This window comes from Paenibacillus chungangensis, assembly GCF_042675905.1.
GTDB classification, from domain to species: domain Bacteria; phylum Bacillota; class Bacilli; order Paenibacillales; family Paenibacillaceae; genus Pristimantibacillus; species Pristimantibacillus chungangensis.
In genome coordinates, this window is the sequence record NZ_JBHTJZ010000030.1 from 32521 (window position 1) to 48422 (window position 15902).

The window sequence follows — 15902 nt, forward strand, 5'->3', positions numbered from 1 at the left end:
GTTAAGGGGAAAGGAGTGTTAGCGAAGTGTGGCAAGCAGCAATTGAAGATGCGATGAAGAAGACGAAGCGAAATGGAGAGAAGCATGGCCTGCAATTCCCTCACATCCGGCGTCAAGCGGAAGGCAAATGCTATGAGTGGGGACCAAGCACGGACTGGATTGAAGGCTTCTATACCGGCATGATGTGGCTGTCCTATGAATACAGCGGCGATACGGCATTCCGCGATATGGCGCAAGCGCAGGTGAAGGATTATCGCCGACGGCTGGATGAAGACGTCGCGCTGGACCATCACGATATCGGCTTCCTCTACAGCCCGTCCGCTCTGGCGGCCTGGATGATCGAAGGCGATGAGACGGCGAAGCAGCTCGCGCTGGATGCGGCTGACAAGCTGATGATGCGCTGGCGGCCGGAAGGGGAGTATATTCAGGCGTGGGGACCGAAGGGCGACGAGAAGAACGGCGGACGCATCATTATCGACTGCCTGATGAACATTCCGCTGCTGTACTGGGCTTCGGAGCAGATGGGCGATCAGAGGTACCGCGAAGTGGCGGTGAAGCATGCGGACAAGAGCAGACGTTACCTCGTGCGGGGCGACGATTCCTCGTATCATACGTTCTACTTCGAGCCTTCGACGGGCATTCCGATCGGCGGAGGTACGCATCAAGGCTACCACGATGGTTCCACCTGGACGAGAGGGCAGGCATGGGGCATCTACGGGTTCGCCTTGTCCTATCGCTATACGGGGGATAAGCAGTATCTGGAGACGTCGCGAAGGCTCGCCCGTTACTTCGTGGAGCGCTTCCCTGAGGACGATGTCGTCTACTGGGACTTCAATGTAGAAGTGAACGCGGATACGCTGCGCGATTCCTCGGCTTCCGCCATTGCCGCCTGCGGCATGCTGGAGCTGTTGGAGCATCTGGCGGAGGATGACGAGGACCGCGCTTACTTCCAGGATGCGGTGGAACGCTCCATGCGCTCGCTCGTGACGAACTACTCCACGATGGGAGAGCCGGATGCGGAAGGGCTGATCGATCACGGCTCCTATCATATCAGGGGCGATCTCGGACCGGACGACTACATGATCTGGGGCGACTATTACTACATGGAAGCGCTGATGCGCTTGGAGAAGGGCGTTCCGGGCTACTGGTACGAGCGGAAGGAAGCCAAGACAGGCGTAAAGTAACGATTAAAAGGCATCATAAAGCAACGATTATTTGAATCCGCAAGTTGCACTTCTTTTATGGAGTGCGGCTTGCGGTTTTTTATGCTGATTGGCTCGGTATTGTCATGGAGGAGACGTGGGAAGCGTGATTGGTCATGAAAGCAGCTCTATAGGCTAATGTTGTCAGTACAAAAAGTCCACCAATTGTGTTTGGTTTGTCGGTGTTGCTACAGGACTGAGCGTTCTACACTTAACCTATGAACATCACGAACCTTAACAGTGAAGGAGGGAAGCGGATGAAGGCGATTGTAGTGGATGACGAGCGGCATACGCGCATTTTTTTGCAGACGGTGTTCGATTGGAATGCGCTCGGTGTGACCGAAGTGATGGAAGCTGATAATGGAGAGACTGCGCTGCAGCTTATATTCGAGCATCGGCCCGAATTGATTCTAACAGATATGCGGATGCCGGGGAAAGACGGTGTGAGACTGCTGCAGGCATTGACGGAGCTGGGTTATCCGCATCGCAAAATCGTTATTAGCGGTTATGATGAATATGCATATATGAAGACAGCGATCGCATACGGCGGCTTCGACTACTTCATCAAACCGATCGACGAGGAGGAAGTGTTCAAACGGCTGATCGAGGCTGTGCGGGAACTCGACGCGGAGACGTCTAAGGAGCGGGAGCGGCAGGCTATGGAAGCAAGGCGCAGCAGATCAAATGGTCATACTGGGACGACCGTCTGTCCTTATGCACAGATCGACCGGATGTGATGGAAGAACACACCGTAGAACTGGAACGGGAATTCAGCATAAGTCTGGGGCAACGGTATAGAGTTGTATTTATTCCCGTTAACGAGCGGTTGCCGCGCATCCGGCGGATGTACGGCAACCGCATCGACCTTCTGTACTACTCATTGCAGAATTGTATGCTGGAGCTGCTTGGTCACAAGGGCGCGGTATTCCGTTATCTGCCTCGAGGCAACTGCATGGTGTTGTGGCTACAGGGACCAGATACGGCGGAAGCGACTTGCGAAGCGATTCATGATATGGTCTATCGGCTGTTCCGTTACCGGCTGCATCTGTTCGCCAGCTCCCGGATCAACTCGGGGAACTGTCCCGGGAAGAGATGCGCATGATGGAGGAAATTGACTACAGCGCCTCATGCCGTTACGTGCATATAGCCTATCCGCAAGTCGGACGCGAGGAGAAGTACGGGCAGGAGAGAGTTGCTGGAACAGAGAAGGCGCATTCACGCAGAAGCAGATCGAGTTGTGGAACGAGGAGTTGCAATGGCTGAGGCAGAATCGACGAGAGCATGCGGCCGGGAATCCTGCATTTGAATACGGCTGCCTGAATGCGTGGAGCGAAGATGGCGTCTTCTCCGAAGCGGAATTTGCCGATAGTCTGTATCGGCACCTCCGTAATCTGCAAGAACAAGCAGCGATGGAGCGGGAGGATCCGGTGGCGGAGCTGGAGCGGCATCTGCGGGAGCATTATGCCAGCTTTCAGACGATCGATGAGTTGGCCAAACTATTTCACATGCATCCCCTTCATCTGTCCCGGTTGTTCCGCAAGAAGTATCATATCGGTATTAAGGAATTCGTGCAGAAATTGCGGATCGAGCATGCGAAGAATCTGCTGCACCAGTCTGATTTGAGAATCGGGGTTATCTCTGCCATGGTCGGGTATCAGGATGAGAAGTACTTCTCAAGAGTGTTCCGGCAAGCGGTGGGGGTCAGTCCTAATCAGTATAGACAATAGTGGTTCAGCGCTGAGAAGTAGTCGGGTGATGGCCGGTGAATGCTGTCGCCCCATTGAGAAGCGAACAATCGGTTAAGTGTAATTGGTAGTTGCATCTTATGGAAATTATGAATATGATAGGTAGTATGATTCAAGAAGGAAAGCGAGGATAGAGGTTGTACGCGATTCCAAAGCGCCAGAGCTTGCGTGATGAATGCCGCAGTGCCGTCCAGATGGAAGGCTTGCTGCCGGATTCATACGGGAAGCTGACGAGGTGAAGGTGTTCGAAGTATTCGGCGGGGACCTTCCGGTTATGGGCTGGCCGACCGAAAGCCGTTACGCAAAACGATTGGGCGACCGATCGCACAAACGTACGGCGGGCTGCCGTTAATGAAGCAAGTTACACTCCCAATTGTCCACGATGCCGCTTGCGGGGCGGGCACCAGGTACGGGAGAAGAGTTGCACGATTGCGCACTAATCTTTAATCTAACGAAATAGTGACAACTTCATATGGCCTGAGCCGCGCATTCGTTGGCATCCGTCGGACGGGAGAAATTTACCGTTAACGGAGGTCTATTAAATTATGTGTGGTATTGTTGGATATATTGGAAAACGCGACTCTCAGGCTATTTTGCTGGAAGGACTGAAGAAATTAGAATACCGAGGATACGATTCCGCGGGCATCGCCGTGTTCACGGGAGACGGGCTGCAGTTGAAGAAGTCCAAGGGACGGCTTGCCGTGCTAGAGGACATTCTTCGCGGCGATCCGCTTGCCGGGTCGGTCGGCATCGGACATACGCGCTGGGCGACCCATGGCAAGCCATCCGATGTGAACTCTCATCCGCATACGGACAACTCGGCTCAATTCTCAGTCGTGCACAACGGAATTGTCGAAAATTATTTGGAGCTGAAAGACGAGCTGATCGAAAAGGGCCACGTATTCGTGTCGGAGACGGATACGGAGGTTATCTCGCATCTCATTGCAGAGCAATATACAGGCAATATTGTCGAAGCGGTGCAGCGCGCGGTGAAGTGTATGCGTGGGGCATTCGCGCTAGGCGTATTGTGTTCCTATGAACCTGAGAAGCTTGTCGCAGTGCGGTTCGCCAGCCCTCTCGTTATCGGAGTGGGGGATGGGGAGAACTTTATCGGCTCCGATATACCGGCTATTCTGGAGCACACGCGTAATGTATTTATACTGAATGATGGGGAAATGGCGGTTCTTACACGCGAAGGTGTCGAACTGATGACGACGGAGGGCGACAATATTTCCAAGGAAATAACTCGTGTCGAATGGGATCTGGTGACAGCGGAGAAGGCGGGCTTCGATCACTTCATGCTCAAGGAAATATATGAGCAGCCGAAGGCTTATCGCGATACGATGCGGGGCAGAATCGGAGAGGACGGCAAGTCCGTTTTGCTGAAGGAATTACAGATGAGCGATGAGTACGTGAAGTCGATTCGCAAAGTTCAGATCGTCGCTTGCGGCACCGCTTATCATGCCGGATTGGTCGGCAAGACCGTGATTGAGTCGCTTGTGCGTATTCCGGTGGAGAACGATGTCGCTTCGGAGTATCGCTACCGCTCGCCGATTATTACGCCGGACACATTAGTTATCGTGGTCAGTCAATCCGGCGAGACGGCGGATACGCTCGCAGCGCTGCGGGAAGCCCAGCGCAATGGTGCGCGCGTACTCGCGATTACGAATGTAGTGGGCAGCTCCGTCGCTCGCGAAGCGGATGACGTGCTGGTAACATGGGCCGGACCGGAGATTGCCGTCGCGTCCACGAAAGCATATACATCGCAGCTCATTGCCTTCTATTTGCTGGGGCTGCATATGACTCGTGTGCTTGGTACGCAGGAGACGTCGCAAGAAGAAGAGATGATCACTGCGCTGCAGCAGCTTCCGGAGCAAGTGGAAGAGATTTTGCAGCAGGCTGCTGTCTTGAAGCAGGTGGCGGAATCGATCGCCCATCATCGGAGTCTGTTCTTCATCGGCCGCGGCGTGGATTACGCTGTCGCGCAGGAAGGCTCACTGAAATTAAAGGAAATTTCTTACATTCACTCGGAGGCGTATGCAGCGGGCGAGCTGAAGCATGGCACGCTGGCGCTTATTGAGGATGACGTGCCGGTCATCGCATTGGTGACACAGGAAGCGCTGTATGAGAAGACGCTTAGCAACATTAAGGAAGTGAAGGCGCGCGGAGCGCATGTCCTGAGCATCGTGAACAGCGGCTTCGAGTTGGAAGCGGCGAAGTCGGTCGACGAAGTATTCGCCATTCCGAAGACGCTGCCTCTCCTTACGCCGGCTCTCGCGGTAGTCCCATTGCAGCTGCTATCCTACTACGCCTCTCTGGCACTGGGCCATGACGTGGATAAGCCGCGAAACTTGGCGAAGAGCGTGACGGTAGAGTAGGAGATGGGTGTCTGAAGAAAACTTTGTCCAGTGACATTAATGTTGGTGCCTAGACATTAATGTTGGTGTGCGGACATTATAGTTGGTGTTCCATAGCTGATCTGAAAACAATAAAATATTATTACCAAGACGTGGTCCCGATGATTAAAATCATTCGGGACCTTTTCTACAAAGGCATCCGCCTCCCCACTTTCCTGCAAAAGCGAAAGAATAGAAAAGGTTGAATGGAAAATATAACGATTTCCTTCCAACCTTTTTATTTTGGGGACTTATTGGACAGCCCCTTTTTTCAATTAAAGGAGAAGGAAACCCTGCAAATAAACTTGGGAGATAGCATTACTTGTTTGTTTTGTGCAGCAAATGCTCATTCAAGAGGTCAAGAGCTGCGAGACGATCACGATTTTGCAGTAGTTTCACAAGCTGACGGTGCCCTTCAAGCGTTTTTTTCTTGACCTCTTCAGACACGGTCTCGTTCTTTTCAGATGTATCCAGTAAGGTGAAATAATTATCAATAACCTCTGTTAAATGTAATAAATAATAATTGGAAGAAAGGCTTACAATCATTCGGTGAAATTGTAGATCGAGCTGGGTGAACGCCGTGTAGGCGTCTTCTTTCTCTGCTTGATCAATAATAGCAGTTAATGCTTCGAGCTCTGAGCTGGTGATATTCTCCATAGCTTGAAGGACAGCGGCTTGCTCAAGCACGGTGCGAAACTCAAGTAACTGTGTGAACTTTACTTGATCCCCTCTTGTAATGAACATCATTTCTTGAAATAAGCGGGACATATTTTGTTCTTTAATGAAAAGCCCTTTGCCTTGTTTCTTATCAATCAGACCCAAGGTCTCCAAATGACTAAGTGCTTCGCGTATGACAGGTCTGCTTACAGCTAAAGTTTCAGCTAGATTTCTTTCAGTTGGTAGGCGATCACCTGGCTCTAACTTATGGGTCACAATATATTCTTTAATTCTATCACTCACAATGCGAGAGAGAGAGGTAACGTCTTCCTTGTTCAGATGCTCCACTGTGGCTTTGCTTCCTCCTCAATAAATGTTTTCAGTCTATTGTAGCAAAATTACGCTGTACTGCACATCTTATTCATTCAAAAGCTGCTCCAGATCATGAAGTGGCAGATCCATGTAAGGAGCAACCATGTTATGCTGTCGATCTACATCCTTGTACCCAGCTCCGCTAACGATGCAAACGATTTTGTCATGCGGATTTAATTTGCCTGCTTTCATAGCTTGAACCACACTAGCAAGAGCGATAGCACCAGCAGGCTCAGCATAAATACCTTCCTTGGCAGCGAGCTCTTCCTGCCACTTCCAGGTTATTGTATCTTCAATTACCTCACCGAAGCCATTACTTTCACGGAGAGCCTCAAATGCAATACTTGCATCTGGTGGACTCGGTACTTGTATGCCGGAGATGAGCGAGGTGGAGGATCCTGAAGCAGGTCGATCCAAGCCTTCATTATAGCCACGAACTAAATTTGAACAACCAGCTGATTGACAAGCGACCATACGTGGAAGCTTGTCGGTGGCATGACGTAGAAGCAAGTCTCGAAATCCATAGTATATGCCGCTGAATAGACCACCACCGCCAACAGGTGAGAATACAGCATCGGGCGTGCAGCCAAGCTCCTTCTGAATATCCCAAGCAATGGTTTTAACGGCCTCCATAGCTTTAGGCGCATAAGCGAAGGCAGTAATTGCAGGCTCCCAATTGTGACGCTTTGCCTTTTCTCTTACCATCTCAAATACCTTTGTTCCGATCTCCGGGCTATATCCCATGCCCTTTACCTTACATACTTTGGCCTGGTGAACGACAATTTGCTCCAGCTTTGCAGGAATGATATTTTCTTGCACATAAACATAATAAGGAAGTCTGGCTCTTGCTGCATAAGCAGCAAGGGATGCACCTGCGTTACCTGAGGTAGTTCCGATGCAAGCCGTTTTACCTGCCTGCTTGGCAAGCGACAGAGCGAGAGCAGAAATTCGATCTTTATAGGAGCCAGTTGGATTTAGTGATTCCAGCTTAAAATATAGGTTAGTCAATCCCAACTCTTTTCCAATGGATACACTTGGAATGAGAGGAGTATGCCCCTCCCCCAACGTTACTCTGTTCTCCTCAGCAACGCTTGGTAAGTATTGCGCATATTTCCAAATACCTTGTGAGCCCATACTAGACATTATGATTTCTTCCTTTCGTAGAGTAATGATGATCATCATGAAATATGAGCGTGAATAAGAGACAATGGTGATTGGTATTACCAATTTCAATGTACTTGATCTCTTATCCTGCAGTCAATCCTTTTTTTGAAAATAAGTATATTGACCAAGACCTGAGTAAAATGCTATATTCAATTTGGTAATACCATTTTGGTAATACCAATATTGCGTGCCAATTAAGCATTAAGACTTCATGTAGGTAGGTGATAAGGTGATGCAGGCCAACGATCAGACAGTGGGAGAGGCTAGACAAGTGATACGTCTAGGCATAATCGGGTTAGGTAGATTTTCGAGATATCACCTCATATGCTTAAGTCAGCAAATAGATGTAAAGCTAATAGCGGTTGCTGATCTAAACAAGGATCAAGTGAATGAAGTAGTTGAACAATGGAATTGCAAAGGGTACTTGGATTGGAATGCTATGCTTGACAATGAAAGCATGGATGCGGTTATTGTATTAACGCCAGAAATGTATCATGTTGAGCCTGTTTTGAAAGCGCTATCTAAGGGTTGTCATGTTTTTGTCGAGAAGCCATTGGCATTGGAGCATGAAGAAGCAGCAAAGCTGGTGCAGACTGCCGAACAAGCCAATAGATTGTTAATGGTTGGGCATGTAGGAAGATTTGATACTCGTTTATTGAAGATGAAGAGAGCGATCACGGAAGGACGACTAGGCCCACTGCGCTCTATTTATGCAAGACGAAATAATCCTAAAAAGTATTTTTCGATATATCGTCGTTCTAATCCTATCTATATATTAGGTATTCATGACATTGATCTGATGCACTGGATGACAGGATCACGTGTAGTGGAAGTGTTCGCTCGCTCTTCCTCTTCCTCTGACTCCGAACATGATCTCATATGGTCCATGCTCAAGTATGCGAATGGGACGATAGGTGTCATTGAAAATAATTGGCTTATGCCAGACAACACACCGGCAGAGATGGATATTCGTATGGAGATTGTTGGAGATAGCGGAACCATTCATTTCCAAGAGCCAGATCGATCCTTAGAGTTTTGGGTCGATGATGCTATTACAGCTCCAGCCTCTTATTCCTGGAATGAAGTGTACGGTCAATATTATGGCGATTTACATAATGAAATGAATCATTTTTATGCATGCATTCGTCAAAACAAACCATCCTCTATTTTAAATCCTTACGATGCGCTAGAAGCAGTAAAGGTTGCGGAAGCGATAGTTCAATCCAGCAAAACGGGACTACCTATTCAGCTGAGCTGACGGAATAGGGATAGATTAATGAGAGAGAAGAAGGGTGAAATATGCGGCTAACGGAGCAAGTATATTTGGTAGGAAGTGGCGCCCTTGGATGCAATGAGACGGATGCTTACGATTGCAATATTTATTTTATAGATGGCGGAAGTGAACGGATGCTTATCGATTGTGGCTCGGGCATGGGCGTTGAAGCTATCCTTTCCAATTTGAAAAGGCTTGGCTATCAAGCAACTGACATCAATTGGATCGTTGTTACTCACAATCATGCCGATCACTCTGGTGGTGCCCACGAGCTAAGATTGCGCACCGAAGCAAAGCTTATCTGTTCGCAGCGTACCGCATCAATTGTTCAAATCGGTGAGAGTGCCATGGGCTTAAAGGCAGCAAAAGAGCAAGGTATTTATCCTAAAGATTATCAGTTTATACCGATTACTCCTGATTTGATCGTTCGTGATGGCGAGCAAATCAGGCTAGGTGAGCTGTCGATTCAGTTTTTGGAGACGCCGGGACATAGCTTTGATCAAATAAGTGTGTATTGTCCTGAGCTTGAAGCATTATTTTGCAGTGATGTTATATTTGCAGGGGGGAAAATAGCAATACAGCAAGCAGCTGACTTTTCCTTAGTTGAATTAGAGCAATCGATACGTAAGATGTCTAAATTACAAATAACAGATCTATATCCTGGTCATTGGGAACCACTTCCAGCAGATAGAGGCGCTACTCTACATCAAGCCATTAAACAGTTTGATGCTGGAATCATACCAGAGAGCATCGTTTAAATCACTTATCATGCAAATTAAACTTCTAAAGGAGAGACAAAAATGAGAGAAGGATTTTATCCCGCACTTGGGACACCGCTAGACGAAATGGGCAATGTGATTGAATCAAGCTTGACCCTTCACGTGGAGGATCAAATTCGTGGTAAAGCATCAGGTCTTCTAGTTATGGGTTCGATGGGAATTGAAGCTCAAGTGAGGCAATCGCAATATGTCAAGATTGCCTCCATTGCAATTAAGGCTGCGAAGGATACAGTGCCGGTCATGGTTGGTGTAATGGATAATTCGATTGGCAGGGTGCTTGACCGTATTGAAAGTCTTAACGGCTTGCATGTTAGCGGTGTGGTGGCAACTACTCCTTTCTACTTTGGAATGAATCAAGCAGAAGTGAAAACCTTTTTTGAACAAATGGCTGATAAGTCTCCATATCCTGTCTATTTGTATGATTTGCCAGGTGTAACCAAAACGAAAATTACAGTAGATACGGCCATGCAGTTAATGGCTCATCGCAACATTGCAGGTATCAAAACAGGCGATTTGCCAACAGCTAGAATGCTAGAGCGTCAGAAGGGCGAGGTTGATCCGCAATTCTCCATCTTATTCAGCGGACTTGATGTGTTCGATACCGCCTATAGTTTTGGACTGAATAGACAGCTAGACGGTATGTTTTCTTGTACAACTCCATTAAATATACAGATGTATGATCATCTGGCAAATCATGATATGGCAGCGGCGTCTAAAACATTGGATGATATTGTGAACCTTCGTGATCTATTTGTCAGTGTAGGTGTTTTTGGCGGCTTTACACATGCCATGAACCTACTGGGATTCGAAGGCAACTTTGCTCCGGATTATACGATTGCATTAAACGCAGAGCAGCAAGAAAAAGTGAAAGCGTTCATGCAGCAATTAAAGCTAATTTAGTGGAGGACTAAGATGACAAATACCATTTCGGTTAAGGATTTTAATCCAGACCAGATCGTTCCGGGGTCGTGCAGCAACTGGCAGCTAACCTTTGAGACGGCTGAGGATGTAGAAGCAATGATTCCATTACGAGTAGTAAAGGGAGCTTCAGCAGGCCCTACACTGCTTATACTAGCAGCTGTACATGGTGATGAATATGATGGCGTTCAAACTGTCATTGAATTATGTCATGAGCTGACTCCAGAAAAAATAAATGGAACCGTACTGATGGTGCCTATTACGAATAAGCTATCGTACGAAGGAATATCCAGAGAAACACCATTAGATGGACGTAATTTGGCAAGAGAATTTCCTGGAAGCCCAGAGGGAACCTATACACAACGACTTGCATGGCATCTAGATCAAACGCTGCTGGCTAAGGCAGATTTCCTGCTTGACTTTCATAGTGGCGGCATGATTGCATCTGTACCGACTTTGGCTGGATATTATCACAATGACGAACATGAGCATGGAAGACGCTCGAGAGCAGCTGCAGAAGCATTCGGAGTGGATACGATATGGGCACACTCAACTGTAGGACCTGGTCGAACGGTATCGCGTGCTACGGATAGAGGAATTCCATGGCTGTATACGGAGACAGAAGGTGGCCGCCGAGTATGTATAGAAGGACAACAGCAATATCGGAAAGGGACCTACCGACTGCTTCATCATCTTGAGATGCTGCGGGAGCCGGAGGCTTGGTTGTCGGAGGAAGCTTGTCCAGAGATAAAGTATAGGCTATATGGCGATGGGAATTTTGATTTATCTGTAACGAGTAAGGAAGAAGGCTTTTTTATCCCGTCGGTTAAGCTTCTTGACGAGGTAAAGGCTGGAGATTTGATAGGTATCATCTATGGTTTATTTGGTGAGATCAAGGAGAAAGTAATTTCACCTCAGGATGGAATTATGATTGGCATTACCGTAATGCCTAAAGTCGATAAGGGTGGCGTAATTTGCGCCATTACACAAGATTATGACAACGTAGTTTCGAGTGAGGGAAAAGATTTATGGAAAGCGATAGATTTGCGTAATGGATAAACATCACATATGCCTTCATCATGGGGATGATTATGATCGCTTTCACGGGGCGATCGTACCTCCTATATTCCAAACCACTCTGTTCACGAACAAAACAAAGGATCATGGCTATATATACACACGTTCCTCCAATCCAACTATTGAAATTGCTGAACAAAAAATCGCAGCTTTAGAGGAAGGCGAAGCGGCGATTTGTTTATCATCCGGTATGGCTGCTATCAGTGCTGCTATTTTTCATGCATTGTCTAAGGATGATCATGTCATTTGTGTAAGCAGCGTGTATCCGCGAACAAGAGCATTATTGAATGCATACATGAATCGATTTGGCATTAGTGTAACTTACATCAGTAAGGGAACTGTAGAACAGTTTGAAGCAGCGATTCAATTCAATACAAAGCTTATTTATTTGGAAAGTCCATCCTCGCTTATATTTTCTATGCAGGACTTGACTGAAATTGCAAAGCTTGCACAGCAGCGTGGCATCATAACAGCGATAGATAATACTTGGTCGACACCTTTGTTTCAAAATCCATTAAAGCATGGAATCGATTTAGTTATCCATTCGGCAACAAAATATTTGGGCGGTCATAGTGACATATTAGGCGGCATTATTGTGGGTAAGAAATCTAGAATAGATCATATTCGTGTTAGGGAACGAGAGATGCTCGGGGCCATTATGGATCCGCATCAGGCTTGGCTGCTTATACGCAGCTTGCGAACACTTCCAGTACGGATGAAGCAGCATCAAGAAAATGCTTTAATTATGGCTAATTTCCTGGAAGGGCATCCGAAGGTGACACGTGTGCTGTACCCTGGCTTGAATAGCCATCCTGATTATGAGCTTGGCAAGAAGCAGCTCTCTGGTTATTCAGGAGTCATGAGCTTTATCGTTGACCGGACCTATGATCAGATCCATACGATGCTTCGAGGTCTTCAATTATATGAAATGGGACCTAGCTGGGGCGGATTTGAAAGCTTGATCAGCGGTATACCTATACAAGAGCTGTTCTCTGAAGCAACAGGCTTGCCATTAGGCACGGGACTTATACGGATGTCTGTAGGGCTAGAGGATATTCAAACATTAATGGATGACTTAGATGGCGGGCTTAGACGAATTTAAGGAGGTAGGATAAATGATATTTGGAGATCTTAAGGATTTTGAGCGAGAGCAGCATTTGTATCCGCCAGTCATTCGCAAAGCATTAGCATTCATACAGGCAACGGATTGGTCTGCTATGCCTAATGGTAGGGTGGAGCTGGATGGTGAATTTTTTTATGTCAATATCGGAGAAGTGCACACAACGGATGCATCTGAGCGAAAGGCTGAGAGGCACTTCCGCTACACAGATATTCATTACATCATCGAGGGTGAAGAGATCATCGGATTCACTCGCAACGCGAAGGAATTAGTAATTACACAGGATTTATCTGACCAAGATGCATTGCTTTATAATGAGCTGAACAATGAGACGCATCTCAAGTTGCGTGCGGGTGAGTTCATTGTGACCTTGCCCCATGATGTTCATCGCCCAGGCTGTGCTCATAAACAACCAGGCTACGCTAGAAAGGCTATTTTTAAGATTGATACCAACTATATGCTGAATGGGAGTTAAACTCTACGAAAACTTAATGAATGATTCCTGTAGGGTACAGGAGTCATTTTTTGTCCTCGTTATAAGGTTTGACGTTGATGAAATAGAAATGATATATTGTGGTTTACTATAATATTGTTAAATAAGGGGATATGACTAAATAAGATTGATAATGAAGAGTATCAAAATGGAAATTTATAGGAGGATTAATGTTATGTTCCGTAAGCGCTTACTTTCTAAAGCCAAGCAGCGCGTAATGCTAATCAGGCTAATTTCATTTTTTCTTGTTATTTCCTTGCTGCCGCTGCTTATTATCGGGACGATCCTAGATCGCAATATTCGTTCTTCCATGAAGGAAGAGCTTCTAGCTGCCAATTCGCAGCATATCCAGCAGACTGCCAATACAATGGAATTTATGATTGGACAAATCAGCAATCAGTTTCGCCAACTATCCATTGATACTGCATTGAAAGAATTTGAAAATTATCCTAGAGGAAATTACTATGAGTCCTTGTCGGGAGAGTACCGCTCATTGGATTTACCTGGACTTTATTTTTACATCCAAACAAAGGAACGGTTAATTCAGACAATAAGCAAGCTTCAAGGCTCTAATGAATATATTGATTCCGTGTATATGTATGACAGTGATAAAGAAATGATACTTACCTCCGATAAGATGCAATTTAAAAAAAATCTCTTCTATGATTTGGATTGGGACAAGGATATTCAATCTATACAATATTTTCCGACGATAATGGAGCCCAGGCTTGCTAAGGCAAAAGATCATAGCTATAAAACGGTTATTCCAATGGTGTTTGTTTCCAGCACACGTATGTTGGATAAAAGTAACAATTATGTTGTTGTGAATTTGGATGTTGAAGCATTATCGCATGCATTCGTCAGCAAGCTTGAACGTAAACCTGGCAATACTTTTTTTGTACTTTCATCCAGTGGGAAGATGCTTCTGCAAGATCATGACCAGGATCAAACACGTCATGAGGTTGTGGATGAAGCTATGCTGACACAAATTCATAAAATGGGAAATGTGGGTTCCATTGAATATGTGCATCGTGGCGAAACGGTATTGATCAACATACAATCATCTAATAGCTTGGGTTGGAAGTTTGTTACGATCACATCACTTGATGAGGTCTACGCTGCCGTATCCAGGATCGGAGATATGATTCTAATTACCTGCTCCATTCTTGTCGTGGCCATCGGATTGTTGATCTTCGCGGCAACTAGAAATATATACAATCCAATTCGCCATTTGCTCGATTTTATTCATCATAATTTCGAGTCTGGCGGTAAAAAAGCAAATTCACATTGGTCTGAACTTCGTTTGATTCGAGGTAGTCTTGAAGAAATTATGGAGGACCGTAAAAGCCTGCAACAGAAATTGAGAGAAAGCCTGCCAGCAAATCAGGAGAAATTTGTATACACCTTGCTACATGACCATAGCTTGAGCAGGGATGAAATGAATGAAAAAATGGCTTTTTTTGAGCTTGAGCTTAAATATAGTGGAATTCACGTATGGTTAATGTTAATTGAGGATTTCCATGATCGTAACGCTGGTGAAGAAGAAAAAAGCTTGAATAAGCTGCGCATGATTAATTACGTGGAGCAAAGCTTGCCTTCGAATCGTCCTAATATCGTAATGGAAATTGTTGAAAATCAAATCATTGTACTCTTTAATGGTGAAAAGAGTGAATTGCAGGAAAACTTCAAGCTGGCAGAGCTTATTATTAATAGGGTGGAATCGAAATTCGGCATCATTTGTACGGTTGGTATTGCACAATTTTGCGAGAACATGTTGCAATTGCCGCACAGCTATGAGCAGGCGAAGGAAGCACTCTGGTATCGGAGAATGGCGGGCTCATGCGAGGTTGTCTATATCGAGGACGTTCGCATGACCGGGACACCTGTTTTTAATTACCCTAAAGACAAAGAGGAAATATTGATTCAAGCCCTCATTAACGGTGATCTAACTCAGTCGAGGAAAATTTTGAATCAAATCATTCATGATATCAAATCACATGAGGGGCAAGTTTACTATCACCAAATGAAGCATGCGTTAGTTCAATTACTGAACAGATTAGTCAAGATGGCCAATGATATACGGATTGATCTGAATGATCTGTTGGAGGAAGAAGGGAATCTGTTCAATTCGCTCCATCAAAAGAACAACTGGTTTGAAATTACAAGCTGGTTCGATGAGCTCATAACGAAGCTGTCTAATTATTTGGTTCATGCTGTCCGAGACAAGAAAAATCGACATATTGAACAGGTGTTGCGAATGATAGACGACAACTGTGGTGAAACGATGACTCTCCCGAATGTGGCTGAGCAATTAGGATTGAATCCTTCTTACTTGAGCCGTATTTTCAAAGATGAGCAGGGAGTAACCTTCCTGGAGTTTTTAACAGAAGTTCGAATTGCTCGGAGCAAACAGCTTATTTCTCAAACGAATCTCAAGATTAAGGAGATTGGGGAGCAGGTGGGTTATTGCAAAACAAATTATTTTATTAAGCTGTTCAAGGAGCATACGGGATTGACTCCTGGGGATTACCGCAAGCTTATGAATCGGCTTGCAAATGATTTAGAGGACAATGAAGTGGGATAATCTTTTACAGCTTACTTGAATCAACGATGAGCGATTATACTATGAAGGGGAAATTTCCATCCGGAAATCTCCCTTTATATTTTTAGAATGGTCACAAAGCGCGTAATAACGCTAAAAAGTCA

At 46.0% G+C, this 15902-nt stretch carries 15 protein-coding genes; 13 read left to right on the forward strand and 2 right to left on the reverse strand.

From position 1 onward, the window contains the following. The first annotated feature begins 26 nt into the window (after positions 1-26). The 6 genes from ACFQ2I_RS17050 (at position 27) to glmS (ending at position 5325) form a co-directional block, all read left to right on the forward strand. Positions 27-1184, forward strand: coding sequence for a glycoside hydrolase family 88 protein (locus tag ACFQ2I_RS17050; RefSeq protein WP_377566291.1), 1158 nt, complete (start codon positions 27-29; stop codon positions 1182-1184). Positions 1185-1459: 275 nt separating this feature from the next. After that, positions 1460-1939 (forward strand): response regulator, encoded by a 480-nt coding sequence (locus tag ACFQ2I_RS17055; RefSeq protein ID WP_377566293.1) that lies wholly within the window; start codon positions 1460-1462, stop codon positions 1937-1939. Continuing rightward, positions 1936-2304 (forward strand): hypothetical protein, encoded by a 369-nt coding sequence (locus tag ACFQ2I_RS17060; protein ID WP_377566295.1) that lies wholly within the window; start codon positions 1936-1938, stop codon positions 2302-2304. Before ACFQ2I_RS17055 ends, ACFQ2I_RS17060 begins: the two co-directional genes overlap by 4 nt. A 25-nt stretch (positions 2305-2329) precedes the next feature. Further along, positions 2330-2929 (forward strand): helix-turn-helix domain-containing protein, encoded by a 600-nt coding sequence (locus ACFQ2I_RS17065; RefSeq protein ID WP_377566297.1) that lies wholly within the window; start codon positions 2330-2332, stop codon positions 2927-2929. A 193-nt stretch (positions 2930-3122) separates the two neighbouring features. Further along, entirely contained in the window at positions 3123-3299 is a 177-nt protein-coding gene (locus ACFQ2I_RS17070; protein WP_377566299.1) for a hypothetical protein, read from the forward strand. 193 nt (positions 3300-3492) lie between these two features. Further along, complete coding sequence (glmS, locus tag ACFQ2I_RS17075) at positions 3493-5325, forward strand: glutamine--fructose-6-phosphate transaminase (isomerizing) (RefSeq protein ID WP_377566301.1); 1833 nt, start codon at positions 3493-3495, stop codon at positions 5323-5325. A 336-nt stretch (positions 5326-5661) separates the two neighbouring features. Here the strand turns inward: glmS and ACFQ2I_RS17080 are convergent, their stop codons facing one another. Together ACFQ2I_RS17080 and ACFQ2I_RS17085 are read right to left on the reverse strand one after the other, a co-directional pair. Further along, the gene (locus ACFQ2I_RS17080) at positions 5662-6348 is read right to left on the reverse strand and encodes a FadR/GntR family transcriptional regulator (protein ID WP_377566303.1); all 687 of its coding nucleotides are present in this window, start codon (positions 6346-6348) and stop codon (positions 5662-5664) included. A 69-nt stretch (positions 6349-6417) separates the two neighbouring features. Further along, complete coding sequence (locus ACFQ2I_RS17085) at positions 6418-7605, reverse strand: pyridoxal-phosphate dependent enzyme (RefSeq protein ID WP_377566305.1); 1188 nt, start codon at positions 7603-7605, stop codon at positions 6418-6420. Between the two features lie 163 nt (positions 7606-7768). On the opposite strand from ACFQ2I_RS17085, the gene ACFQ2I_RS17090 reads away from it, so the two are divergent. The 7 genes from ACFQ2I_RS17090 (at position 7769) to ACFQ2I_RS17120 (ending at position 15780) form a co-directional block, all read left to right on the forward strand. After that, positions 7769-8794, forward strand: a complete 1026-nt coding sequence (locus ACFQ2I_RS17090) for a Gfo/Idh/MocA family protein (protein ID WP_377566307.1) — start codon at positions 7769-7771, stop codon at positions 8792-8794. 41 nt (positions 8795-8835) lie between these two features. Beyond that, positions 8836-9567 (forward strand): MBL fold metallo-hydrolase, encoded by a 732-nt coding sequence (locus tag ACFQ2I_RS17095; protein ID WP_377566309.1) that lies wholly within the window; start codon positions 8836-8838, stop codon positions 9565-9567. A 42-nt stretch (positions 9568-9609) separates the two neighbouring features. Beyond that, entirely contained in the window at positions 9610-10488 is an 879-nt protein-coding gene (locus ACFQ2I_RS17100; protein ID WP_377566311.1) for a dihydrodipicolinate synthase family protein, read from the forward strand. 12 nt (positions 10489-10500) lie between these two features. After that, positions 10501-11565, forward strand: coding sequence for a succinylglutamate desuccinylase/aspartoacylase family protein (locus ACFQ2I_RS17105; RefSeq protein ID WP_377566313.1), 1065 nt, complete (start codon positions 10501-10503; stop codon positions 11563-11565). Next, a complete protein-coding gene (locus ACFQ2I_RS17110; RefSeq protein WP_377566315.1) occupies positions 11558-12685 on the forward strand; it encodes a trans-sulfuration enzyme family protein in 1128 nt (375 codons plus the stop codon). The genes ACFQ2I_RS17105 and ACFQ2I_RS17110 overlap by 8 nt, the downstream gene beginning before the upstream one ends. A 13-nt stretch (positions 12686-12698) precedes the next feature. Beyond that, positions 12699-13178, forward strand: coding sequence for a YhcH/YjgK/YiaL family protein (locus ACFQ2I_RS17115; protein WP_377566317.1), 480 nt, complete (start codon positions 12699-12701; stop codon positions 13176-13178). A gap of 193 nt (positions 13179-13371) precedes the next feature. Then, positions 13372-15780 (forward strand): helix-turn-helix domain-containing protein, encoded by a 2409-nt coding sequence (locus ACFQ2I_RS17120; protein ID WP_377566319.1) that lies wholly within the window; start codon positions 13372-13374, stop codon positions 15778-15780. The last annotated feature ends 122 nt before the right edge of the window (positions 15781-15902 follow it).